Genomic DNA, 24,780 nt, shown 5'->3' on the forward strand with positions numbered 1-24,780 from the left:
TGACTCGCGCTAGTAACGATGGTCAAGTGAGCCTAATCAAGTCTAGACGAGGTATTTTATGATGCGTTTAATTTTGATCTCTATCCTTTCAATTTCTCTTTTTGCTTCGTGCACAAAAAGAACTGAAGAAGAACCAAGTAAAGCAACGGAAGCCCAAAAATCCCAAAATGCAGAGTTAGTGGTGGGTACGGATGCAGCGTATGCCCCTTTTGAAAGCGAAACATCTGACAAATCAATCGTGGGCTTTGACATCGAAATTCTTAAAGCCATCGGCGAAAAATCAGGTCTTAAACTTCGCTTTGTAAATACGCCATGGGAAGGTTTATTCAATCAGTTGGAATCTGGCGACAGAGACATTTTGATTTCTGCAATCACCATCAATGATGAACGAAAAAAAGTGATGGATTTTTCAGAGCCATATTTTGAAGCCGTACAATTGATCGTTGTGCCTTTGTCATCAAAGATCAGCAAATTTTCAGAACTCAAAGGCAAAAAGATTGGCGTACAAACCGGCACCACCGGTGACGAAGTGGCTAGCGGACTTTTAGGTAAAACAAGCGATGACATCAAACGCTTCGAAGGAACTCCGTTGGCTTTACAAGAGCTTTCGGCCCGCGGGGTAGATGCAGTTATCGCGGATAACGGCGTGATTAATAATTTTATGGCCAATAACAAGTCCGATTTTAAAACCATCTCTGATCCGACTTTCAAGAAAGAGTTTTACGGAATCGCGGTTAAGAAAGGCAATACGGAACTTATTAAAAAAATCAATGAAGGCCTTGCTGCTATCAAAGCCGACGGGACATACGACAGCATCTTTAAAAAATATTTTGGCGATAAGTAGAGTTAATGTTTGCCTGGTTTCGTACAGACATCATTGTTGAATACTGGCCCTTGTTTTTACAAGGGCTGCAAACAACCGTTCTGCTGACTCTGATTGGAGTTTGTGTCGGAACTGTCTTAGGACTTCTTTTAGGTTTAGGAAAAATCGCGCAGGTTGAACATGGACCCTGGCGATGGCCGGTGACCTTGCTGATTCGCCTGCCCTCGCAAATCTATATTACCTTCGTTCGCGGAACTCCGCTTTTTGTTCAAATTCTTCTGATCCACTTTGCTGTCGTCCCGCTTCTTATACATCCAGAAAATGGGCTCTTAATATCAGGTGAGACTGCTCAGTACTTAAAACGCGAACACGGAGCATTTATTTCTGGCGCCTTGGCTTTGAGTTTAAATGCAGCAGCTTATATCGCCGAAATTTTTCGCGCTGGTATTCAATCCGTGGACCGAGGGCAGTTTGAAGCCGCGCGCTCTTTGGGTTTAAGTTACTTTCACACTATGAAGTCGGTGATTATTCCGCAGGCTTCACGACGAATGCTTCCACCGCTGGGAAATGAAGCCATCACTTTATTAAAGGACTCTTCACTGGTTTCCGCCATCGGTCTTGCAGAGTTAGCCTACGCTGCAAGGACAGCTGCAGGAACCTATGCTCGTTACTGGGAGCCATACTTATTTATCTCTTTCATTTATCTTCTGATAACTTTAGCAATGTCCTATGGCGTGCATAGGCTTGAAAGAAAGTATCAAAACACATGATTGAAGTATCAAACCTGCAAAAATATTTCGGCGACAAACAGGTGTTGAAGGATATTTCCTGCGAAATCAAAGACAACGAAGTGGTTTGTGTCATCGGTCCTTCGGGTTCAGGCAAAAGTACGTTCTTACGTTGCTTGAATGCTTTAGAAAAAGCCCAGGAAGGAATCATTAAGGTAAACGAGTTTGTTGTCACCGATCCTCGCTTAGATCACAACAAACTTCGCGCCCATGCTGGTATGGTGTTTCAACGTTTCAATTTATTTCCCCATATGACAGCGCTGGAAAACATCACTTTAGCGCCGATCAAAGTTAAAAAAGAATCAACAGAAGTTGCAAGGCAAAAGGGTCGTGAGTTGTTAAAGCGAGTGGGCTTAGGCGACAAAGAAAATTCTTATCCTCATGAACTAAGTGGTGGTCAGCAGCAGCGCGTGGCTATTGCCAGAGCATTGGCCATGGATCCGCAGGTGCTTTTATTCGACGAACCCACCTCTGCTTTAGACCCAGAAATGGTAGGCGAAGTTTTGGACGTTATTAAAAGCCTAGCCCACGGAGGAAAGACGATGATTATCGTCACCCATGAAATGGGCTTTGCTCGTCAGGTCAGTGACCGCGTGTTTTTCATGGACGGTGGTCAAATTCTGGAAGTCGGAACGCCAGAAAAAATCTTCACCAAAGCTGACGGTGAACGAACAAGATTATTTCTAAGTAAAATCTTATAAGTTCATCAATCGGTCGCGTATAAAGAAATAAAATATCAATGTAAGCGCAATAACTGCAAAGGCCAAAAAGTACACTTTGGATTCAAAGAAAAAAAGCAAAGCAATGGAGCTTACCGTTGCAGCCACTGGCAACAACGGAAAACGTGCAATATTTAAGGGCACCTTGAAAGGCCTTTTTTCATCGGGCTTCTTATATCTTAAATAGATTAAGCTAATATTGATGATCGCAAATACCAGCATCGTGGCAAAAGCCGAGGTACTAGCTAAAACTTCAACCCCGCCTGCTGGAATCAACACACTTGATAGGATCAAAACCAAGATAGCCCCAATTTTAGGAGTGTGCTTTTTAGTTTCTGTAGCAAACAACTTTGGAAGGTCGCCTTCCCTACCCATACTAAAGATGATTCGGCTAGTAGATAACATTGAAATTAAAACGGTGTTCGCCGTTGAAAATAAAGCGATCAGTCCTAAGACAGTCGCCGCAAGAGCTGATTGATTTTGTACGATAGCACTGATTGGATGCTTACTTGCGGCCAGCACCTCTGGCTTAGCCAGGTTCATAGTGGCGATACTCACAAAGAAGTACAGAACCGCAGCGACCAACAAACTTAACAAAATCGCCCGGGGAAGCTTTTTTTCAGGCTGCTCAGTTTCATCAGCGAAATTAACGACCGTTTCAAATCCAAAGTAAGAAAAAATGACCAGGGCGCTGGCTTTCCATACGTTTTCTGAAAGTTGAAATGTACTGATACTTTTTTCGACACTGCTACTATCAAAACCAAAATAAATAATGATAACCAAACCAAGAAGCTCAATCAGAGTAAAGATAATATTCACCCAACTAGCTTCTTTAATTCCCCAGAGATTTATCAGTGTGAATACAACTAGAACGACAAAGGCCACGATCAGAGTTGGCGCTTCGAAAAATTGCTGTAAGTAACCACTGAAAGCATGGGCGACAGTGGCAGAGGTGCTTACACCAGCAAAGATCATCATAGCACCACAGAAAAATGCCAGTATCTCTTTTAGTGGAAAGATGTTCTTTACGTAAATATATTCAGCGCCGGCCTTGGTAAACATACTGGACAATTCAGCATAGGATAAAGCGGTCAGTAAAGCGGTTGCCGCCGCAATTATAAAACTTAACCAAAGTGAACCCTCTGCTATTCCGGCAGCTTTGCCGATCACCGAGTAAATGCCGGAGCCAACGATCATACCAATGCCATAAAAAACCAGCTGCGTTTGGGATAAGACTCTTTTCATAAACTTCATTATTTCCCAAGCTTTTAGCCCTGGCAAAATGCCGTTTTACAGCCCCTTTTAAGAAGGCTGTCTATATATGTGACAGGCTGACACCATGGAACCGCTTTTAGGTGCTAACCAAAATGGCATCCATCCTGCTAAGTGAAGTCCATTGCCGGAGGATTCTATGAACCGTGGTTTTAAACTTAAACCTTTGATCGTACTTGTTGTTTTAAGCAGCCTGACCATGGCTTGTGAAATGAAACAGAATTTAGATGAAATGCATGATGCGACCGTCACCATGGCCGATACCACGGAACGCATGGAAAAAAAGACTGGCGAACTAGATAAAAAATCAGCTGATCTAGATGCAAAAACAGCCGAGCTTTACGATGCCCTTAGACAGGGTAATGCAGCTATTCTTCGTAAAGAGTTTTTAGAGTCAATGAGTGATTCCCAAGAGATGCCTAAAAAGCTGGGTCTTGCGGTAAAATACTTTTGGAGTTTTGAATTTCAACTTTGGTCGAATCAAGGCTTAGACGGAATTGAGCGCCGTGAAGAGCTGGCTGGTTCGGCCGCTCGTGAATTCATCCGCGAAATTCATGAATATGCTTCCCACAACGATTTCATCAGCCCTACATCTTCAGACAATAAAGATAAAAACTTTTTAGCACTAGCGACTACTTTGCATGAAGTGAACGATAAGCAAAAAAATCGCTTAGAAAAATCAGAACATAAACTAATGTCGATGCTAAGCTTGATTGAAAGAGCCCTTGCCGAAGGCAAAGCTCTTAAAGAAGGCGCTATTACAATTGATCAAATGGCTGTAGCGTCCCGTGATCTGTTGGTGTTTGAAGATAAATTGATACAAATCCTACAAGCCCGCCATAACTTCATCCTTGCTATGTTGGTCGCCAAAGCCAGCCACGTGGATCAAGACTTAAAAGCAAAAGTACTTCTTGGCTTGTTTGGCACGAAGTGGAGTTTAGATTTAAGCCAATATAACGACATCGAAGTAGCAGAAATGAAAAAGTACCTTAAAGCAGTTAAAGATACGCGCGCGCTTTTAACTCGCTATGGTTATAAAATCGAAGCTGACAAAACCATCGTTAAAATCATGGGCAATGGGCAAGTCATTAAAAGTTTGGTCAAACAAGACAGCCGTCAGAAAACAGAAACAGACCTGATCGAAATGATTGAAGCTGTCAGAGCTGATTCCGTTGAATTGAAATAGCATAGACACTGCGCCAGGGATTATATATATTTTCCCTAAACCTCCTAAATCACTCCGGCTATGCCGGAGTAGGCGCGAGAGATCTATGGCACACCAATATCAAGCAAATATCGAGACATTCAAAGACTGGCTTCGCAATGATGTCTTTCCACTATGGAGCACTAAAGGCATCGACCGCGACAGCGGCGGCTTTGTCGAAAGCCTTTCATTTGATGGTAAGCCCATGGATGTGCCTCGCCGTGCGATGGTACAAAGCCGTCAGATTTATTCTTTCTTAACGGGTGCTAAGATGGATTGCTGCAGAACGGATTTAGCGTTTGAAGCTATCCACCGCGGCACGGGCTATATGATTGATAAGTTTTCGTTACCTTCAGGAGCTTTCAGTTATTCAGTAAATCCAGATGGAACACCGAAAATTTTAAATCCTGATCTGTATACTCAAGCTTTTGCGCTTTTTGGTTTGGCCCAAGCTTATTCAGTGGAAGCTCGCCCGGTTTATAAAGAACGTGCAAAACAATTGGTGAAATATCTTCGTAAAGAAAGAACTGTTCCAGGCGGCGGTTTCACAGAGCTAGACGAAAAAGGCAATGTTTCTTTTAAATCAAATCCTCACATGCACATGTTTGAATCAGCGGTCGCTTGGATGCAAGTAGATCGCAATGACCAAGACTGGAAAGATTTAGGAAAAGAACTAGTTGATCTAGCTTTAAACAAGTTCATCGATCCACAAAGCCAAGTCTTGGGTGAATATTTTGATTCTAACTGGAATCACCTTCGTGAAAACGGCCGCTTTATCTATGAGCCAGGTCATCAATACGAGTGGGCTTGGTTGATGTCACTTTATGAAGAACTGACTGGTAAAGATTTAAAATCAGTTCGCCATCAGTTATTTTTGTTAGCAGAAAAACATGGAGTTTCTAAAACTCGCAAAGTCGTTTTCGATGAGATGTGGAGCGATTACACTCCAAAAACCCAGACCTCCCGCTTCTGGCCCCAATGTGAAAGAATCAAAGCGGCTTGTCGCCTTGGAACTGAAGTTTCAACTGGACAGGAACAATATGCTCAAGCAGCAGATGATGCTTTAAACACCTTAACTAAGTTCTTTAAAACACCACTTGAAGGCACTTGGTACGACATGGCTTCAGAAACAGATACTTTCAACGGAACTTCCGCTAAGGCAAGTTCCCTGTATCACATCATCAATGCCATGGAAGAATACGCTAATCTTAGAGGTAAATTAGCCGGTGTGTAGACCTACTCCCTTGGACGGACTTCGATCATTTCTACGTGAAATATTAGATTTGAGTGCGCGGGAATTTTAGGTTTCACGCGCTCTCCATATCCAAGATGCGAAGGCACAAACAATGTTCGCTTCCCGCCTTCTTTCATTCCCATTAAACCTTGATCCCAGCCTTTAATGACTTTGCCAGAACCAATGACGAATTGAAATGGGCGACCATGATCATACGAAGAATCAAACTTCGTTCCGTCTTCTAAAAAGCCTTCGTAGTTGCAGATCAATAAAGCCCCTTTCACAGCGGCTTTACCTGTTCCTTCAACGGTGTCGGTTATCTTCAGTTCTGTGTTATCCATGATGATTATCTCACGCGTGCACGAAGCAAATCTTGAACGTGTAAGATACCCACTGGTCTTTTTGGATGAGCAGACTCTTTATCAAGAACGAAAAGCATATTGATCTGAAATTGCTCCATAACGAATAAGGCTTTTTCAGCAAGCTCTTGCACGTCAATCGTACGTGGGCTTGTCGTCATAAGATCTTTGGCAGAACCAGTTAAAGGATCATTGGTTTTTTCAAGTCTGCGCCGGATTTGACCGTCCGTAATTAAACCAACAAGATCCCCATTCTGATCCACAATACCAGCAGCCCCACGAACATCTTTATGGGTCATGATCGAAAACACTTCGCGAATTGGAGTATCTAAACCCACCGTAGGAAGAGCGTCACCAGTATGCATGACATCTTTCACGCGAGTTAACAGGCGGTAACCAAGGCTGCCACCTGGATGAAACTCTGCAAAGTCTTCAGAGCTAAAACCTTTTTCGTTCATCACCGCCATTGCCAAAGCATCACCCATCGCCAAAGTAGCTGTACTACTTGCAGTAGGCGCAAGCCCCAATGGACAAGCTTCTTCAGGAACGTTCACGTTTAAAGTGTACTGAGCAGCTTTCGCCAATGAAGAATTCACATTACCAGTGATAGCAACTAGAGAAATACCTTTACGAGCTACAAATTTAAGAATGCCTGCAAATTCCGGTGACTCCCCTCCATAAGACAAAGCAAGAACAACGTCTTTAGGATCAACGATGCCTAAATCCCCGTGGGAACTTTCAGCTGGATGAACAAATACAGCAGGCGTACCGGTAGAAGAAAAAGTACTGGCAAGCTTACGCGCGATCTGACCGGATTTACCCATGCCAGTCACAATAATTTTTCCCTGACAGTTTCTAACCAAGTTCACAACATTTTCAAACTCAGGACCGATACGCTCACGTAAAAGCAAAATAGCCTGGGCTTCAACTTCTAGAACTCTCAGTGCTTGCTGCACGATTTTAGACATAACTAAGGGCCTCTCTACTTATTCTTCAAACTAGCTTTTACAAAATGCACAAACAATGGGTGCGGTGCCAAGGGTTTTGATTTGAATTCAGGATGATATTGCACACCTACAAACCATGGGTGGTCCGGCAGTTCGACGATTTCAACCAAATCACGTTCTTTACAAATACCCGAAGCCAGCATCCCGTTTTTTTCAAACAAAGCTTTGTACTTGTTATTAAATTCAAAACGATGACGATGACGTTCCATGATGGAAGAAGCTTTATAAACTTGTTGAGCACGACTGCCTGAAACAAGGTTGCACGGATAAGCACCTAAACGCATAGTTCCGCCCTTATTCACAAGGCCACGTTGTTCAACCATCGAATCGATAACGAAGTTGCCACTGCGTTTTGTTTCGCCATGGAATTCACGGCTGGTAGCATCTTTAATGCCACACACGTTGCGCGCGAATTCGATTGCCGATAACTGCATACCAAAACAAATACCAAAGAATGGAACGCGTTTTTCACGGGCATATTTAATCGCCGTGATTTTACCTTCAACACCGCGAGGACCGAATCCACCAGGAACCAAGATACCATCCACTTTTCCCAACAGCTGATTTACAGTTTTATCTGTCACAGTTTCTGAATCGACATAGATGATCTCAACGCGCGAATTATTCGCGATACCACCGTGAACCAAAGCCTCGTGTAAAGACTTATAGGATTCTTTAAGATCCACGTATTTACCAACAACCCCGATTTTAACAGTGTGTTGCGGATTGCTTAGAACCTTCACAAGGTTCTGCCATCCTTTAAGATTTAATTTACCCGGCGTGATTCCTAAGCGCTCGACAATCAACTCATCCAGCTTTTCTTTATTCAAAGCCAATGGCACTTCATAAATAAAACGGCTGTCTTGAGCAGCGATCACGTTTTCAGGTTTAACAGAACAGAAAAGACCGATCTTCGCTTTTAGGTTTTCATCAATCACTTTTTCCGAACGGCACACCAAGAAGTCTGGTTGCAATCCGATTTCGCGAAGTTCTTTCACCGAGTGCTGAGTTGGTTTTGATTTCAACTCTCCAGCAGCAGCGATGTACGGCACATAAGTCACGTGAACTAGAACAGAGTTTTCTAAGCCCACATCAATACGCATCTGACGAATGGCTTCAAGGAACGGCTGACTTTCGATGTCACCGACTGTGCCACCGATTTCAACTAAGATGATTTCACTGCCTTGGGCCGCTTCATAAATACGCGCTTTAATTTCTTCAGTAATATGCGGAATGACTTGAACCGTTCCGCCTAAATAATCACCCTTACGTTCACGCGCTAAAACGGTGTCATAGATTTGACCCGTTGATACAGAGTTCGCACGAACCATCAAAGCACTTGTGAAACGTTCATAGTGACCTAAATCTAAATCGGTCTCTGCACCATCTTCAGTAACATACACTTCACCGTGCTGCAAAGGCGACATGGTGCCTGGATCCACATTCAAATACGGATCAAACTTCATGATAGTCACGCGGTGGCCACGAGCTTCTAACAAAGCTCCAAGGCTTGCCGCAGTTAAGCCTTTACCGATTGAGGAAACAACCCCACCGGTTACAAAAATAAATTTTTGTTTCAAAGCTTTCTTCGTCGACTTCGCTGTCGACACTTTCTTTGTTGTCGTCGTTCTCTTTGCCATTACATCCCCTGACTTAAGAGTTTTTCGAGTTTAACCAAATCTTCGGGAGTATCCACCCCGAGACTTGCTTCCTGAACCCTGATTACTTTGATTTTTGCACCTAGGTACAATGCTCTGAGTTGCTCCAAGCTCTCTGCTTTTTCGATAAGAGCGGGAGGAGCTTCACAGAACTGTTTTAAAAAATTTTTCGAATAAGCATACATGCCAATGTGTTTTAGGCACCCTTCATAGTTTCCTAGCTCAGCAGCTTTATGACGAGAATACGGAATGGCATAACGACTGAAGTACAATGCTTCATCGTTATGATTTAAAACGACCTTCACCGAATTCATTGAATCCAGCTCTTCCTGGGAAACAGGATGAGCCAACGTCGCCATATCCATCTTAGGTTCATCAATGAATACTTGGGCAAGTCGGTCAATCAACTGACCCGTCACAAGCGGTTCATCACCTTGAATATTAACGACAACATCACAGGAAATATTTTGAATGGCGGCGTGAATGCGATCGCTTCCAGTAGGAAGTTCGCTGGCTGTCATAACGACTTTGGCACCGACAGCTTCTGCGGCGGCTTTGATTCTTTCATCATCCGTCGCAACTATAAGATCATTAAGAAGTTGGGATTTCTTGGCCCCCTCAATCGTCCATTGGATCAGGGGGCGGCCTTTTAGTGGGACAAGGGGTTTTCCCGGGAAGCGAGTGGAACCAAATCGCGCTGGGATAACTCCGACTATCTTCATGCTTTCACCCAATTTTCGTAAACATAATCTTCAACTTCGTTTTGCCCGGTCTTTTTTAAAGCTGACACCGGGAACACGGCACTTAAGCCTGATGTCTTTTTAACTTTAGCCACGGCTTGCAACATCTGACTGCGAGACATTTTATCTGCTTTAGTTAAAACGACAGCTAAAGGAAAACCGCGCTCCTCCGAAAACTTTTTTAGAAGTTCTTCTTCAGGCGTCCAATCACGACGAATATCCATCACCAAAATAAGACCCGCTAAGTTTTCACGAGCCATCAGATAAGTTTCAATCATCTGATTCCACTCTGCGATTTCATCAACCGATCTTGCAGCGAAACCATAACCTGGCATATCCACAAGAACGTAGGAATCATCCATATCAAAGAAATTCAGCAAACGAGTTTTACCCGGTGTCGAACTGACCTTGGCGATTTTAACTTTTGTGCAAAGGGAGTTAATAAAAGAGGACTTCCCGGCATTGGAACGACCGGCGATGGCAATTTCCGCTTTTTTATGAACTGGGTAATCCTTAGCCAGAACGGCGCTTTTGATAAATTGGATATTCTTAGGCATAGGGCATGCTACCAGAGCTATAAAATATTCTCAATTCTAGGAAGCGTGTCCCCCTACCAATAATCTGAAGTGTCATGAACCTGCCAAACCCCATTTAAATCGATTTCAGCTGGCAAGAGGATTGAAAAGGGCTCTATACGAAACAAAGTCGCTCAGGGAGGAAGCATGAGCCAGTCATTTTTAAAGATTTTAGGGGAAAACACGAAGACAGTTCCACTTACGGAATTTATGACGCTGGGAAAAGACACCCAATGTCAGGTCTTCCTTGAGTCAGAGAACGTCGCCGATCGCCACGCACGAATCGAAAAGAAAGATCAATCGTATTTAATCAGAGACCTTCGCACTAATAACGGTACCTTCGTGAATGATGCACGAGTTATGGAAGCCTTTCTTCAAGACGGCGACATCATTCGTATTGGCGACCGAGAGCTTATCTTTTTAGAAAAATTAGAAGAAACGGCAGAGTTCCCACTTAAAAGCCGTAACGAAGTTTGGAATCAAGAACTTAAAAATCTTGGCAACGTCGCAAAAACAGAATTCCCGGTCCTTATCTTAGGCCCTTCTGGTACGGGTAAAGACGTCCTTGCCCAAGCCCTGCACGAAAACAGCACTAGAAAAAATGGACCCTTTGTTGGCGTTAACTGCAGTGCCTTAAGTGAAACGTTGATTGAAAGTGAACTATTCGGTCACGTCAAAGGCAGCTTCACCGGCGCCATTAGCGATCGCAAAGGTGCTTTTGAAGCGGCTCGCGGTGGCACCCTATTCCTTGATGAAATTGGCGACCTTACATACAGCCTGCAGGCAAAACTTTTACGTGCCCTAGAAAATAATGAAATTCGCCCTGTGGGTGCCGACCGAAACATCAAAACAGACGTGCGAATTATCGCAGCTACTCATCAAAATATGGCTGAAAAAATCCGCGAAGGACTTTTCCGCTCTGATCTTTACTTCCGGTTAAACGTGGTGAGTGTGACTCCACCCGCTTTAATTCTGCGTATGGAAGATTTTGAAGAATTGCTTTACGGTTTTGCTAAAAAAATGAGAGTGCGTTTTTCTTTTGGCGCTATCGCCCGCTTAAAAAAACACCCATGGCCGGGAAATATTCGTGAGCTTAAAAACCTAGTAACTCGCGCTTCTGCCCTGTACCCGCGCGAACATATTACGGAAGAGCATATCGAAAAATTGATCGACCGTACTTTGATTCAACATGTGGATGATCGTGTTTCTAACGACATTCCAGTAATTAAAGAAATCGAAAAGCAGATGATCATTAAACGTTTGACAGCGAATAAAGGAAATCAACGTCGTACAGCCCAGGATTTAGGAATGCCGAAAAGTACGCTGCATGATCGATTGAAATATTATGATATCGATGTGACGGCTTTTAAGGTTTAACGATCGCGTTCTTAATAAAGATACGACGAACATATCCCTTAGTCAGAATTTTATTCACTTCTTTGCGAAGCCTTTCGCAAAGAAGTTGTTTTCCTTCCCCGCTAGACACTTGATCAAAGGTCATATCTTCAAGCGTTCTTAAAAATAAATCTTCAACTTCAGGTTCGCGGTCTTTGATTTCTACGACGACTTCAGAGGCGGCACCTTCTACGTAAAATTCAAAAGCTCCCATGGGATTAGGGCCTGATTCTGATGAGGGCTTTAAATTCACCGTCATCTTTTTCATTAACAAAATATTTTGCGCCATGCGTGTGGATTCGTAAAAGGATTCCATCTGCGCCGAACGATCATAGAAATGCTTGCCTTGTGCCCAGTCCTCCAAGGAAGAAATAAACATCTCTTTTTCAGGTGGCAAAATCCCCTTAGTTGTAATCCGATAAATCAAAAAGCCACCAGCGACTGTAACTAACAAAAGAGCCGCGAAGCCGACTTTTTTTAATGTCGAAAACTTTGCGAAGGCATGAAGTCCATCACCCACGGACATCTTTAGTTTACCCGCGGAATCTTTCGCCCATTTTAATAACAAGGGGCCCGCATTTTTTACGCGGTAAATGGCCTGCTCTTTTTGCTTTAGCATCGTAAGGCGCAAGGAAGCCCTTAAAACTCGAGCTTTAAACGACAAACGTGGAATAAATGGCAGATACTTCGCTATTTTGGCTTTTTTAGGCGAAGCTTCTTTCCAGCGTTTGAACTCTTCTTCTAAAGTATATTCAAGTTCGACGCTTTCGTTATAAATTTCCGTGGGATTGTCGGGACCGATATCTAATAGAGATTGGGCAAATTCAGGGTCTTCTTCAGCTAAAATATTATCTAGCGACTCTAAAGATAACGAATCTTCCGCCTCAGCTTCCGGGCTGATCTTGTTTTCTTCCTCTACTTTAGTCGGACTTTCATTGTTTGCCAAAGATGTCTCCCAAGACGATTGTAAGAAAAGAACCAAATACGTCGCAAGAACAATTTATAATCTTTCCTCAATCAGCTAGCATTAAGTGTTAGGAGTAATTGATGAAATTCCTTTTTATATCTTTGCCCGTGGTTTTTACTGTTTTAGGTTGCGCCCAATTTCAAAGAAGTAGCAGTAGCGGATATCAAGCTCCCATGACTTATCAGGATTCCGAACATGCAAGTCGCCCTTCTTATGACCGACAAACCCGTCAAACTGCCTATGAACTTGGTAAAGATCCTAACTCTTTAAGCCCTTCTGACCTTGATGAAATCAGATCCCGCCAAAAGGTTCGCGAAATGGAACGCACTTTAAGTTCTAAAAAAGAGCGCGAGCAGTATTCCAAGGTTCTTCCGTGGCTAAAGAATGATAACGAGAAGATTGATTTCTTAGCGATCCCGTCCATCGAAGGCCGTCAGCAATGGATCAATCGCAATGATATATGGGCAAGATCACAAGCCCCGGCTGAAGAGATTAAAGACCTTATCGAAACCCAAGATATCGCCGTTGGAATGCCACAAGCTTACGTTAAAAAATCTTGGGGCGAACCAACGAGTGTTGAGGTTTCAGGGAACCCCATTTATAAAAATGAGCGTTGGAAATACCTAAGACACGTTTCTTCGCCACAAGGATTTAGACAAGAAGTTCGCTACGTATACTTTGAAGGCGGACGCGTTGTAGGATGGGAGACTGAGTAGCGCCTTTCGACCTGGCTGTGGCTGGGGAAAGGCCTCTTCGCTCGGACAGTCCTCGCTCGCTTTCTTTTTTTTGCTGGCTTCGCCTGGGTCATTGCGCTCGTCTGCGGAACTCGCTGCGAGGACTTTCCCCAGCCACAGCCAGGCCGAAAGCCGACGCAGCTCCCACTACTTACCGATGAAGCTAGTGGGATTCGTTCCAGTTGTTGCCGATTTCGTAGTTTACTTTCAGTGGAACTTTTAGTTTTGCTACGTTTTCCATGATGTGCACTAGCTGTTGCGTGTGTTTATTTAAATCTTCTTCTGTGCCTTCAAAGATCAATTCATCGTGTACCTGTAATAACATTCTTACAGGGACTTTTTCGAAGACCTCGATCATTGCTTTTTTAACCAAGTCACTGGCTGTTCCTTGGATTGGGGCGTTGATCGCTGCTCTTTCGCCGAATTTTTTAAGCATGTTGTTGCTTGATTTCAATTCGTCGATGTAACGGCGGCGTCCAAACAGGGTTTCAACGTAGCCTTTTTCGTGAGCTAGCTTTGTTGTGCCTTCGATGTAGTCTTTTACGCCTTTAAATCTGGTGAAGTATCTTTCGATGATGTCTTTTGCTTCACCTCTTGGAATGCCCAGGTTTTCTGCTAAACCGAAAGCTCCTTGCCCATAGGCAATACCGAAGTTCACAGCTTTCGCTGAACGACGTTGATTGGAAGTCACTTCATTAAGTGGAACTCCGAACACTTCAGCTGCTGTTGCCGCATGGATATCCAGGTCTTCTTGGAAGGCCTTAATCAAATTTGGGTCTTCACTGATATGAGCTAAGATGCGCAGTTCGATTTGGGAATAGTCCACAGACAATAACTTCATTCTTGGAGCTGCGACGAAAGCTTCGCGCACTTTTTGCCCACGTAAAGTTCTAATCGGGATGTTCTGCAAGTTTGGCGCAGTACTTGATAAACGGCCTGTGGTCGTCAAAGCTTGGTTGAAGCTTGTGTGAACACGATCATCCTTAGGGCTGATCATTGTTGGTAAAGCATCCACGTAAGTGGATTTAAGCTTTGAAAGTTCACGCCATTGCAGGATGAGTTTTGCAATTGGATGCTCTAGGGACGAAAGGACGTCTTCGCCCGTTGAATAACCCGTTTTCGTTTTCTTCCCGACTGGAAGTTTTAACTTTTCAAATAGAATAACACCTAATTGCTTAGGGCTTCCCACGTTGAAAGACTCCCCTGCTTCAGAGTGTATTTGTTTTTCTAAAGAAGCGATTTCTTCCGTAAGTTCTGCACTTTGTTGCGCCAGAAGTTCTTTATCGATGCGAACACCCAGGCGTTCCATGGATAGAAGAACTTTTACTAGTGGCAAATCGATTTCTTCGTAAACCTTTTCACTGCCCACGTTGCGCAGTTCATTTAGCAAAGTTGCTGCAAGGTTGCGGTGAGAATTGTAAAGCTCCGACGGGCTTAAAAGCTCTGGCAAGTTTTCAGCCATGTATTTGCTGTAGATTTCTTTAAAATCAGACGTGTCGCCGGCTTTTAAAACATAAGCAGCAAGTTGGGAATCCCAGCCCGCAACCGGCGTTTTTGCGCCAATTTTATGCCAGAAAGATTTTAGATCGTATCCGCTCCAACGAATTTGGAATGTGTCCGTCAGTTTACCCAAGTATTCAAAATCAGAAACTTCCATCACGTCTGTTTCTGTACCTACGAAAACACCGCGAGTGTCGCTTAAGCCCCAAAGGATTTGTCCTTCTGAAAGGAATTCAGCTAAATCTCGAGTGGTCGTTGTTCCTTCACGAAAAGTTCTATCCTCTTTAGTAATTACTAAAGTCGCTGATACCGCCGGAGTCGCTTCTTTCACCTGAGACGCTCGCTTTACTGCCGCGGGACGAATTAATGACGTTGCCGGTGCATCAGAGACTGTTCCGAATAAACTTTTTTCGAAAGTTTTAAAGTTCAGTTCATGCAAAAGCGCCTTAAGCTCTTCAGTTTTGAAAGGCTTTAAGCGATACGAGTTGTAGTCGTCTGAAACCGCCACATTCGTTTCAATTGTAACTAATTTTTTTGATAAAAAAGCGTTTTCTTTAGAAGCGATTAATTTTTCTTTAACGCTTTTACCTTCAACCTTGTCGATATTTTCGTAAATATCTTCTAGAGTTTTGAATTGTTCCAGAAGCTTAATTGCGCCTTTTTCACCAATGCCTTTTACGCCTGGAACGTTATCAGAAGCATCACCAACGATGGCCAAATAATCGATGAATTGATCTGGGCGAATTCCCCATTTTTCAAATACACCTTTAGCGTCGTACTTCACATCTTTCATGGTGTCGTACAGGTACACGTGATCTTGAATCAACTGACCGAAATCTTTATCACCACTGACAATGAAAACTTCCATGTCGTGGTGGCGGCCCCATTTAGTTAAGCCACCGATGATGTCATCGGCTTCGTAACCAGGGATTTCATAGGAAGGTACACCTAGTACGTCAGCAAGTTGCTTGATGTAAGGAACTTGCTTCGCAAGATCTTCCGGCATGTCTGAACGATGGGCTTTATAATCAGCATACAATTCTTTACGAAATGAAGGCTCTTTACGGTCGTAACAGAAAACTAGGTATTCTGGATTTTCTTCTTTAAGAAGTTTGATGATCATCGATAAAAATCCATAGATGGCATTTACCGGTACACCAGACGGAGAAGTCAGGGGACGAATCGCATAGAACGCGCGAAAGAACATCGCGCTTACGTCCACTAGATAAAGCTTTTTCATAGTATCTCCCAGTGAAAAAACTGTTTTACCACTGGGATTGTCTTTTTGTCGATGGTTCTATTCTAAGTCTAACTTTACTTTCGAAAAATCGATTTGCTCTAAGGCTTTGCGCTCACATTCATTTTCTGCGGCAGGAAGGGACTTCACTTCGTCACCCAACGCCTGAGCTTGCACCAGCAAGACTTGTAATTCACTTTTTGCGCGAGATTCAATGTCGGCACCGCTTTCCCAAGATTCAACTAGGTCATAGGAACAATGAAGGCGACGAGCAAGATCAGAACGGCTCCAGCCAAGGCGTAGACGAAGATTTTTAAGAGCTTCTTTGTTCCAATTTACTGAGTGATTATCAATCATACAAACCTCTAATTTCACTTAACAATTATTAGCGAATAGAGTCAGAATACTAGTTGTATTGTAACCTAAATACATCAGTTTATGCTACGGGTCATATGATTGGATCGATGTAAGAATTAGTCTTGTTCTGCGAATACGAAAACAAGATCATCTTCACCTGCCAGATCTAATCTATCGCGAGCTTGGCGTTCGATGAAGGAAGGATCTTTCGCTTGTTTAAGCTGATCACTTAACGTTGAAATATTTTGTTTTGTTGCTGAAATCTCTGAATTGATGCGATCAAAGTCACGATGAAGATTCCAAAGACGAAAAACGTTTCCATTTAAAACGATAGAAACACAGAACACTATCAAACAAACCGAAGCAACCTTCGTTGGATGATTCAGAAAACGTCGTAAGCCAATTGCAAATTCAGTGTAAGACATGAGGTCATTTTATCTTTATTGCAGGATCAATGGCTACAAGACTGAAGACTAGGAATTTGTTCTGAGGAATTTGTGAAATAAAAAAACCCGCTGTGTTTTTCACAACGGGTTCTTGGAATGCTGCTCGATTCCTGTCGGTGCTTCAGCAATGCGGCTGTCGCCATTAGCGGAAAGCGGCTTTGTCCCAGTATACTCCCATGCCACCAAGATCTTCTTCGATACGAAGAAGTTGGTTGTACTTCGCAGTTCTTTCACCACGGCAAGGACTGCCCGTTTTAATTTGATGGCAGTTCAATGCCACTGCTAGGTCAGCAATTGTTACGTCTTCAGTTTCACCTGAACGGTGAGACATGATTGTGCGGTATTTATTTCTTTGTGCCAAATTCACAGCTTCGAATGTTTCAGTCAAAGTACCGATTTGGTTTACTTTGACTAGCAATGCGTTGCCGGCTTTTTTCTCTAAACCCATGCGCAAACGTTTTGGATTTGTTACGAAAAGATCGTCACCGATCAATTGCATTGTTGTTCCCATTTGCGCAGTCGCTTTCACCCATGAATCCCAGTCGTCTTCAGAGAAACCATCTTCGACAGAGATCAATGGGTATTTCTCAGCCCATGATTTGTAGATGCCAAGAAGTTCGTCAGGAGAAATCTGTCCACCCTGCCAAGTATATTTGCCGTCTTTGAATAACTCTGTAGATGCCACATCTAAAGCTAGGAATACGTTTTGACCTGGGTCATAGCCAGCATCAACGATCGCATTCATTAGCAAGTCCATTGCTTCTTGGTTTGATCCTAATTTTGGAGCGAATCCACCTTCATCACCTACTGCAGTAGAAAGACCTTTTTTACCCAAAATCTTTTTCAAAGTTTGGAAGATCTCTGCACCCGCACGAAGAGATTCAGCGTAAGAGTTATTCACAGTTGGAACGATCATGAATTCTTGAATATCAAGGCCGTTGTTCGCGTGGGCGCCACCGTTAAGAACGTTCATCAATGGAACTGGCAAGCGGCAAGCTTGTGAACCACCAACGTAGCGGTATAAAGGCAAGTTCGAATCCAACGCCGCAGCTTTAGCTACTGCAAGGGAAACACCTAGGATCGCATTGGCGCCTAAAGAAGATTTATTTTCAGTACCATCGATTTCGCGCAAAACTTTATCTAAGTAAACTTGTTCAGTTACTTGCAAGCCCATGATCTCTGGAGCGATCTTTTCACGAATGTTATCGACCGCTTTATAAACACCTTTACCAAGGAAGCGATTCTTGTCGTTGTCACGAAGCTCACAGGCTTCATGGGCACCTGTTGATGCGCCAGATGGAACTGCGGCACGACCGACATTTCCTTCTGCAGTTGTTACTTCAACTTCAACTGTTGGATTACCACGGCTATCAAGAATTTCACGAGAGACGACGCTGACGATTTCAGACATGATGAGTTCCTTCTTCCTTCTCGGAGTTTTTAATATTCACTTTTCTAACTAGGTCCATGCTTTCATGCACGGTGCGCGGGTATTGGGTTTTTACGTGCTCCCAATCCACGCGTCGCATAGCCTCTTTCACAGCCGAGGTCATTTTTCCTTGGGCAACAAGCATGGTGATAAGCTGCTGGGCTCTGACCATGTAATCGTGCATGCGCGCCAAGTTTTGGCTTAGGGCATACACTGGAGAATCGCCATCGAAGTTTAGGTGCGCCAATGTACCTTCCTGAGGAAGTAATGAAGAACTAGGAGCTTCATCGGCGGCAGCAGCTGCTTGCACGGAAAGTTTTAATTTTTGTTTTTCGTAGTCGCGAACTTTTTCTTCAAGGTCGCTAACGTATTTTTGCAAATCCTCTCGCTCGCGCTGAGTTCTTTGCAAATCGTCGATCAAGCTTTGGAATAATGCTGGGCTTACTTGGTGACCGACACTTTCACTGAAGATGGAATTTTGCTGCGTCGACCAGTTCAACTGAATTGTGATTCCTTCCCATGTGCACGTCGCTGGCGGTTGCCCCACGTACACTGGTAAAGATTCGAACGCTGCTTTTAGGTAAGTTGTAACCAAAGGATATTGTTCCGCAGGCAACGGAAGATCGAATGAAATACTGACTTCATCGCGACGAAGATTTTCGATCGGAGGTTTTGGCGAAATGAAGTACGAGATGAATTGCTCAGGCTGATTGAAAATTTCTTGAGGCCTAGGCATCATGCGCAGAACGCTGTCAAGAACGCCCCACGCTCTGAGTGACGGACCTTCTTGCCCTGCTCGTTGCAGAATATTTCCATCGCGTTTTAGCGGCAGACGAAGTGCAGTTTCCAAAAAGTTTTCCATATCAGGAGCGCTGATCCAATACGATGAATCACGCAGCAACTCCACCGGCAGATGGGTCTGCTCATAGAGCTGCGACAGGTCTTCACCCTGCTGCTCTAGAATGGTTAAAACTGCATTAGAAATCTTACAACTAAAGTGCACGTAAAGGTCTTAACCTTTCGACTGCGAAATTGAAAACAAAAAAGCTAAAAATAAGAATGAAAATGATCGCTTAAATCAGCACTTGGAAGGCCATAAAATGACGCACTGTAGGCCCAAAAAAGAAGCAGGCACCTAAAAGGGGAAATCGATCAAAAGTAGCCGGATGCAAGGCGGAGGTTCTCAGCTCGCACGTAGGCCTACTGAAGGTAGGCCGGAGGAGAACTGAGGGCCGACAACGCAGTCAGCCGGCTGCTTTTCATCGATTTTAGGCGGTTTTGGCGAATTTACTGCGTGGGAATGGTAGGTTGTTGTCTACGATTTCTTCCATGAAGGATGGGATATTGCCCGTGGCGATAAGCTTTCCTTCTAAGGAACCGTCGGGACGGCGGGTCATTCTGGACATTTCGAAAATTGGAACGACGTTGTATGAACCATCGTTATTGAATCCAAGGACTTCGCTGATTGCGGCAATGCGGCGAGATCCGTCGCTAAAACGGCTTACTTGGATGATTAAATCAATGGCTGAGTTTACTTGGGAACGTAGAGCCTTTTCACTGATCTTTGCATCCCCGCCTTGAGCAAGAGCTTCTAAACGAACGATGGCATCTTCCGGAGTGTTCGCGTGGACCGTACCCATACAGCCTTTATGACCGGTGTTCATCGCGTTTAATAATTCCATCGCTTCACTGGAACGAACCTCTCCCACGATGATGCGATCGGGTCTTAGACGAAGTGCACTTTTTAAAAGATCTTTGATCGACACTTCACCTTTACCAAGTTGATCGGCTTGGCGAGTTTCAAACATCACCACGTGGTCGTAGTCGACTTGCAACTCTGAAGAATCCTCGATCACCATCACGCGCTGGCCTTTAGGAATACGCGTGCACAGTAACGACAACAAAGTTGTTTTACCGGAACCAGTACCACCGCTGACGATGATGTTTTTTCCTAAGAACATCGCGATATCCAAGAATCTAGCGCCATCTTCTGTGATCGCACCGAACTTGATGTAATCGGCGAAAGTGATTTTATTATTTGTAAATTTACGAATCGATAAAGTAGTACCTTTGCGTGACATTGGCGGAATCACGGCTGCGATACGCGAACCATCTGGCAAACGCGCATCCAGTCTTGGCGATTCGTCATCAATACGACGACCCACGCTTTGCGCGATACTGTTTACAGCTGCACGCAAATCGTCTTCTGAAGGAAAGCTTTCAGGAACTCTTTCAAGCTTACCTTTTCTTTCGACGAAAATTTCTTTGTGACCATTTACAAGAATTTCGGATACGCCCTTGTCATCAAGGTACTTCAATACAGGACCTAAATTCTGCTGAATGGTCTGTTTGAATACATTGGATTGATCCGACATGGACGCTACCCTTTAAAATTAGTGAGACGCTGGTTTTCTGTCAGAAGTTCCGGCATCAGAATAAATGATGAACTTACCTTGCACCGCTGTTTCAGGGCATTGATAAGAAAAAATTCCTTCTGCTTTCGGTGTGACATGAAAAGTTTTTTGTTGGCCAAACACTGTGTTGTGATGTTCAGAAAAAGCATCCAGCACAAAGCTGACGTTCTTTTCTTTGCCATTCACATTCACTACGTGAACACGGTAGTTGCCACCTTTTTTAAGGTGAACTTTATCTGGCACAAAGCCTTTTTCGGTGTTCATGATGACGATATCTTGAGTTGGTTCTACCGATTGAAAAACAGAATTTAAGATTGTTGTCGAATCCTCTTCCTTCATACTGCTGGCGGGAAGACGGTCTTCGTTAGTAACGCGGTTGAAGTCAACTTGGCGACGGGAAAAATCAACTTCCCATGCCATTGCCGCCGGTGTTACCAAAAACAACAATGCAATCTTAGTGCAAGTCTGTACGATCTTGGAATTCACAAAACTCACGGGCGACCTCCATAGCGATATAATTCACGGATTTTTCATCCATCATGTGGAGCTTTTGAATCAGAAGATCTTTGTTTCCTTTACATGAATTGATCGTGTGAAAGGCATCGCTAAGAATTTGGGGCTGCGCCATCATTTCCTTAGTGATAATACTCCAATCCAATTTTAAAACAGGGTCGATTGCGCCCACTGAATAGAGTGCATCAAACACTATTTGTAAATCGCCTTGAAGAAACATCGAATCCTCCTAATTGCTCTAGGGACTTCCTGCCCCGCATGTTGTTTCTATCGGTAGGAGTTCGTAAGAACTTGAGTCAATTTGAGGCGATTTTCAGAGAGTTGAGGAGATCTAACGTTTGACGCGCGCCTTTGGTCGAATTGCCTAGGCGCACGGTCGGGTCGAGGGAAATTATTGCCCGTTAGCGGGTTTTTCGGTGGTTATTTCTTCAGCGTTTTCTTGAGGAGCCGCAGGCTTTTCATCTGCTTGGGTCAGAATTTTTGCGGCCACTTCCGATGGTGACGCTGTTGATTTCATCATGCGCAATTTGCGTTCATTGACAGCTTCACGAGTCAGCTCAATCTTCGCATCTCTAATACGCTCAACCGTTTTACGTTCAAAGCCCTGCGCTGTGATATAAGGTTTGATTTCTGCCATAAGATTTTCCAAGAAAACAACATAAGTCACTTGCACGACCGGTTTAAATGCCTTTGGATTTTTTAAGGCATTGATGGCTTCGTCAGTTAATTGACTGACAGTTTTTTCCCAGGCATCAAGTTCATCCAACTTTGCACGCAGTGGGGCCACGATTTTTTCGATCATTTCGTCATCATTAGGACGCGCATAGACAGATTGCAAAGCTTCTTTGAGCGGAACTACTTTGCCCACCCCAGCTTCTTTTCTGGATTCTTTAATCTTCTCTTCGACCAATTTGTTCATTTGATCGAGGTCTTTTACTGTCAATTGCGAGTAATTAAATAACAAACCCGCTTGGGCCTGTGCGCAAAATACAAGGGACAACATTGTTAAAAGGAAATTTGCTTTTTTCATGACCTCTAGTTTAAAGACTGCCGGCAGAGCGAGACAAGACCAAAAAAGCTTAGGACATTGGTCCAGGATTTTTTCCTTCCCTGCCAGTTATCACCTATGTCAAACTGAAGGCCGCTCAAAAAACATTAAATCCACCTCGGAGGAAACATTGAAAGCATTTAAGTTTTTAGGAATCGCAGCGCTAGCACTTTCATTAGTGAACTGTGCTCCTTCAGCTAAACAATTAAAAGAAGCCATCGAAAAAGATCCAAGCATCGTTTTCGTAGCCATCGAAAAAGATCCAGAACAATTCATCGAAGTTGTTAACAAAGCAGCGCAGAACGCTCAACGTAAAGCTCAAGAAAAAGCAGTTCAGGAAGAAGGCAAAAAGCGTGATGAAGAATTCGCTAATCCTTTGAAAGCAACTGTTGAAGAAGACCGCGCTATCTTTGGACCAAAAGATGCAAAAGTAACTATCATTGAATACTCTGACTTCGAGTGCCCATACTGCGCTAAGGGTCATGCGACTGTTGAAGAAGTTTTGAAAGCTTACCCAAATGACGTTCGCGTTGTGTTTAAGCACCTTCCTTTGGATTTCCATCCAATGGCGATGCCTGCTGCTAGATATTTCGAAGCAGTTGCAATGCAAGATCATGCTAAAGCTAAAAAATTCTATGACCTAGTTTTCGAAAACCAAGGTGACCTACGTACTAAAAAAGAAGGTGCTTTGAAAGACGCTGCTAAAAAAGCTGGCGCTGACATGAAGAAACTTGAAAAAGACCTTAACAGCGAAGCAATCACTAAACGTATCGAAGCTGACATGGAAGAAGCTAAGAAGTTCAACTTCTCTGGTACTCCAGGTTTCTTGATCAACGGTGTTTCTCTTCGTGGTGCTTATCCGTTCTCTGAATTCAAAGACATCATCGATCGCCATCTTGGCGCGAAAAAAGAATAGGCTCTTTAATAAATTGCTTATTTCAAACCCACAGTTGAAAAACTGTGGGTTTTTTTATTTCCGGATCAAAGTTTTATATTGGCGACAGTCCCCATCTCGGTTTTAATACAGCTATAAACACCTCTAGCCAAAGGACCTTCTATGAGCGCACATGCAAAATCATTAATTCTAAAAGCTCAAGACGACCTAGATTTAGCAAAAAAACACGTAGACGATGAAAAGCAGCACGATCTAGTCGGCTACAACCTAGCGCAAGCTTGTGAAAAATACTTAAAAGCATTGTGTGACATGCGCGGTCTAAGTTACCCAGAAGACGATCACGATTTAGATGCTTTAATGTCGACACTTGAAGAAGCAAATTTCTCAGCAATTTCATCTCACGCAGATGTAATTGAACTAACCCCATACAATTCTGCGAATGCCCACATCCGCGAAGACGAACGCCTAGACATGGAAGAATACATAACCCACGTAGAAAACCTAAAAAAACTAGTAGGCGAACAACTAAAACTTCTTTAAATAAATCGCCCAACCCAAGTGCCAAGGTTGGCGAGAAGGGTCCATATGCAAGGCGGAAGCCTCTTCCCGCAGCGCAGGTGTGGCAGCGCCACATCGGAGCGAGGACAAGAGGTTTCCAACGCAGTCAGATGGGCCCTTATCGACGACCGCCTTATTTAAAAGCGTAGATGATGCTTCCGCCCTTTAACATATCGATAACTTTTCTGTGGTTGTCAGTAGAGATCGCAGGACAGCCCCAGCTACGACCTTGAATCACGTTAGAATCTTGTACGTAACTTGCACCATGAATGACGATCGCTCTTTCGCGTGCTCTAGAATTCGTCGTTGATAGGCCATCAAGTCTTAATGAATAGCCGTTACTGCCTTGGTAAGTTTCTGCAGTTTTGTAGTAACCTAACGAGCTAGCGTTAGAGCCTTCGACATTACTAAATTTTTCAGCGTAACCATCGTGATTGCTATCAGAACCCTTACCGTGGGAAACATGCACGTTCCACACACTGCCCGTTTTCATGTTGATGATGTAAAAACGTTTATTCTTAGATGTCTGACTGAAATCCAATACCGACAAAACATTTGGATTTTTTAAAGTTGCCTTTTTTTCATGATAATAAATGATGGCATCTTCCAAAGCTGTGGTAGGAACGATGTGTGTTGGGTCCACGAAGTTGTATTGTTTTAAAATTTCAGCTCTGGCATCCACTGGCACAACAGGCGCTGGCGCGCTTGGTGTTTCAGGCTCTGGGGTTGATGTTGAAGGTTCTTCACTGCTACCCTCTTTAGAAACAGGCTCATTGTTGGGATCATCTGGTAAGGCTGCAAACTCGCCTGCACAGGCAGTCAGTGTCAGCATCATTGCTACGGTCATTAGACCTTTGATTGAAAAGAAAGACTTCATGCCGATCCTCCGTGGTATTAAAGGAAATCGG

Annotated in this window: 26 protein-coding genes; 9 read left to right on the forward strand and 17 right to left on the reverse strand. The window is 43.6% G+C overall.

Going from position 1 to position 24,780, the window contains the following annotated elements:
* Positions 1-58 precede the first annotated feature (58 nt).
* From MNR06_RS08410 to MNR06_RS08420, 3 genes are read left to right on the forward strand one after another with little or no spacing between them, the layout of a single operon-like run.
* Positions 59-844 carry a basic amino acid ABC transporter substrate-binding protein gene (locus tag MNR06_RS08410; protein ID WP_243534870.1) on the forward strand — a complete coding sequence of 262 codons (786 nt, stop codon included), beginning with the start codon at positions 59-61 and terminating at the stop codon, positions 842-844.
* A gap of 5 nt (positions 845-849) precedes the next feature.
* Positions 850-1,593 carry an amino acid ABC transporter permease gene (locus MNR06_RS08415; RefSeq protein ID WP_243534871.1) on the forward strand — a complete coding sequence of 248 codons (744 nt, stop codon included), beginning with the start codon at positions 850-852 and terminating at the stop codon, positions 1,591-1,593.
* Positions 1,590-2,312 carry an amino acid ABC transporter ATP-binding protein gene (locus MNR06_RS08420; RefSeq protein ID WP_243534874.1) on the forward strand — a complete coding sequence of 241 codons (723 nt, stop codon included), beginning with the start codon at positions 1,590-1,592 and terminating at the stop codon, positions 2,310-2,312. Before MNR06_RS08415 ends, MNR06_RS08420 begins: the two co-directional genes overlap by 4 nt.
* On the opposite strand, the gene MNR06_RS08425 is transcribed toward MNR06_RS08420, so the two are convergent.
* A complete protein-coding gene (locus MNR06_RS08425) occupies positions 2,307-3,575 on the reverse strand; it encodes an APC family permease (protein WP_243534877.1) in 1,269 nt (422 codons plus the stop codon). The two genes, MNR06_RS08420 and MNR06_RS08425, sit on opposite strands and share 6 nt — an antisense overlap.
* Positions 3,576-3,741: 166 nt before the next feature.
* Between MNR06_RS08425 and MNR06_RS08430 the strand changes: the two genes are divergently transcribed.
* Together MNR06_RS08430 and MNR06_RS08435 are read left to right on the forward strand one after the other, a co-directional pair.
* On the forward strand, positions 3,742-4,788 hold the full coding sequence (locus MNR06_RS08430; protein ID WP_243534880.1) for a hypothetical protein: 1,047 nt from the start codon (positions 3,742-3,744) through the stop codon (positions 4,786-4,788).
* A gap of 85 nt (positions 4,789-4,873) precedes the next feature.
* Entirely contained in the window at positions 4,874-6,040 is a 1,167-nt protein-coding gene (locus tag MNR06_RS08435; protein ID WP_243534883.1) for an AGE family epimerase/isomerase, read from the forward strand.
* A gap of 2 nt (positions 6,041-6,042) precedes the next feature.
* Here the strand turns inward: MNR06_RS08435 and MNR06_RS08440 are convergent, their stop codons facing one another.
* Genes MNR06_RS08440 through yihA form a run of 5 tightly spaced genes read right to left on the reverse strand, consistent with a single transcriptional unit; the run spans position 6,043 to position 10,361 of the window.
* Positions 6,043-6,381 (reverse strand): FKBP-type peptidyl-prolyl cis-trans isomerase, encoded by a 339-nt coding sequence (locus MNR06_RS08440; RefSeq protein ID WP_243534886.1) that lies wholly within the window; start codon positions 6,379-6,381, stop codon positions 6,043-6,045.
* Between the two features lie 5 nt (positions 6,382-6,386).
* A complete protein-coding gene (locus tag MNR06_RS08445; protein WP_243534889.1) occupies positions 6,387-7,367 on the reverse strand; it encodes a KpsF/GutQ family sugar-phosphate isomerase in 981 nt (326 codons plus the stop codon).
* A gap of 14 nt (positions 7,368-7,381) precedes the next feature.
* Complete coding sequence (locus tag MNR06_RS08450) at positions 7,382-8,986, reverse strand: CTP synthase (protein WP_407933215.1); 1,605 nt, start codon at positions 8,984-8,986, stop codon at positions 7,382-7,384.
* Between the two features lie 59 nt (positions 8,987-9,045).
* Positions 9,046-9,786, reverse strand: coding sequence for a 3-deoxy-manno-octulosonate cytidylyltransferase (gene kdsB, locus MNR06_RS08455; RefSeq protein ID WP_243534895.1), 741 nt, complete (start codon positions 9,784-9,786; stop codon positions 9,046-9,048).
* Positions 9,783-10,361: a ribosome biogenesis GTP-binding protein YihA/YsxC gene (yihA, locus tag MNR06_RS08460; RefSeq protein ID WP_243534898.1), complete on the reverse strand. Its 579-nt coding sequence runs from the start codon at positions 10,359-10,361 to the stop codon at positions 9,783-9,785. The genes kdsB and yihA overlap by 4 nt, the downstream gene beginning before the upstream one ends.
* 165 nt (positions 10,362-10,526) lie before the next feature.
* Between yihA and MNR06_RS08465 the strand changes: the two genes are divergently transcribed.
* On the forward strand, positions 10,527-11,756 hold the full coding sequence (locus tag MNR06_RS08465) for a sigma 54-interacting transcriptional regulator (RefSeq protein WP_243534899.1): 1,230 nt from the start codon (positions 10,527-10,529) through the stop codon (positions 11,754-11,756).
* Here the strand turns inward: MNR06_RS08465 and MNR06_RS08470 are convergent.
* Positions 11,746-12,720 carry a flagellar basal body-associated FliL family protein gene (locus MNR06_RS08470; protein ID WP_243534902.1) on the reverse strand — a complete coding sequence of 325 codons (975 nt, stop codon included), beginning with the start codon at positions 12,718-12,720 and terminating at the stop codon, positions 11,746-11,748. The genes MNR06_RS08465 and MNR06_RS08470 overlap by 11 nt on opposite strands.
* Before the next feature lie 101 nt (positions 12,721-12,821).
* Here MNR06_RS08470 and MNR06_RS08475 point away from each other — a divergent pair, with 101 nt between their 5' ends.
* Entirely contained in the window at positions 12,822-13,457 is a 636-nt protein-coding gene (locus MNR06_RS08475) for a hypothetical protein (protein ID WP_243534905.1), read from the forward strand.
* 181 nt (positions 13,458-13,638) lie between these two features.
* Here the strand turns inward: MNR06_RS08475 and polA are convergent, their stop codons facing one another.
* The 9 genes from polA to MNR06_RS08520 all read right to left on the reverse strand — a co-directional run bounded on the left by polA (position 13,639) and on the right by MNR06_RS08520 (position 22,401).
* On the reverse strand, positions 13,639-16,215 hold the full coding sequence (gene polA / locus MNR06_RS08480) for a DNA polymerase I (protein ID WP_243534908.1): 2,577 nt from the start codon (positions 16,213-16,215) through the stop codon (positions 13,639-13,641).
* A gap of 57 nt (positions 16,216-16,272) precedes the next feature.
* On the reverse strand, positions 16,273-16,569 hold the full coding sequence (locus tag MNR06_RS08485) for a helix-turn-helix domain-containing protein (protein ID WP_243534911.1): 297 nt from the start codon (positions 16,567-16,569) through the stop codon (positions 16,273-16,275).
* Between the two features lie 116 nt (positions 16,570-16,685).
* Entirely contained in the window at positions 16,686-16,994 is a 309-nt protein-coding gene (locus MNR06_RS08490) for a septum formation initiator family protein (RefSeq protein WP_243534913.1), read from the reverse strand.
* A gap of 163 nt (positions 16,995-17,157) precedes the next feature.
* Positions 17,158-18,426: a phosphopyruvate hydratase gene (gene eno / locus MNR06_RS08495; RefSeq protein WP_243534916.1), complete on the reverse strand. Its 1,269-nt coding sequence runs from the start codon at positions 18,424-18,426 to the stop codon at positions 17,158-17,160.
* Complete coding sequence (locus tag MNR06_RS08500) at positions 18,419-19,447, reverse strand: hypothetical protein (protein ID WP_243534919.1); 1,029 nt, start codon at positions 19,445-19,447, stop codon at positions 18,419-18,421. The genes eno and MNR06_RS08500 overlap by 8 nt, the downstream gene beginning before the upstream one ends.
* Before the next feature lie 265 nt (positions 19,448-19,712).
* Complete coding sequence (locus MNR06_RS08505) at positions 19,713-20,819, reverse strand: CpaF family protein (RefSeq protein WP_243534922.1); 1,107 nt, start codon at positions 20,817-20,819, stop codon at positions 19,713-19,715.
* Positions 20,820-20,837: 18 nt separating this feature from the next.
* Positions 20,838-21,353, reverse strand: coding sequence for a cupredoxin domain-containing protein (locus MNR06_RS08510; RefSeq protein WP_243534924.1), 516 nt, complete (start codon positions 21,351-21,353; stop codon positions 20,838-20,840).
* Positions 21,313-21,591, reverse strand: a complete 279-nt coding sequence (locus tag MNR06_RS08515) for a cytochrome (protein WP_243534927.1) — start codon at positions 21,589-21,591, stop codon at positions 21,313-21,315. Before MNR06_RS08515 ends, MNR06_RS08510 begins: the two co-directional genes overlap by 41 nt.
* 171 nt (positions 21,592-21,762) lie before the next feature.
* A complete protein-coding gene (locus tag MNR06_RS08520) occupies positions 21,763-22,401 on the reverse strand; it encodes a hypothetical protein (RefSeq protein WP_243534930.1) in 639 nt (212 codons plus the stop codon).
* Positions 22,402-22,549: 148 nt separating this feature from the next.
* Here MNR06_RS08520 and MNR06_RS08525 point away from each other — a divergent pair, with 148 nt between their 5' ends.
* Both MNR06_RS08525 and MNR06_RS08530 read left to right on the forward strand, forming a co-directional pair.
* Positions 22,550-23,335 carry a DsbA family protein gene (locus tag MNR06_RS08525; RefSeq protein WP_243534932.1) on the forward strand — a complete coding sequence of 262 codons (786 nt, stop codon included), beginning with the start codon at positions 22,550-22,552 and terminating at the stop codon, positions 23,333-23,335.
* Positions 23,336-23,476: 141 nt separating this feature from the next.
* On the forward strand, positions 23,477-23,854 hold the full coding sequence (locus MNR06_RS08530; protein WP_243534934.1) for a HEPN domain-containing protein: 378 nt from the start codon (positions 23,477-23,479) through the stop codon (positions 23,852-23,854).
* 151 nt (positions 23,855-24,005) lie between these two features.
* Here MNR06_RS08530 and MNR06_RS08535 read toward each other — a convergent pair whose 3' ends face one another.
* A complete protein-coding gene (locus MNR06_RS08535; protein WP_243534935.1) occupies positions 24,006-24,749 on the reverse strand; it encodes a murein L,D-transpeptidase catalytic domain family protein in 744 nt (247 codons plus the stop codon).
* Positions 24,750-24,780: the final 31 nt, after the last annotated feature.

This window comes from Bdellovibrio reynosensis, assembly GCF_022814725.1.
In the GTDB taxonomy this organism is placed as follows: Bacteria; Bdellovibrionota; Bdellovibrionia; order Bdellovibrionales; family Bdellovibrionaceae; genus Bdellovibrio; species Bdellovibrio reynosensis.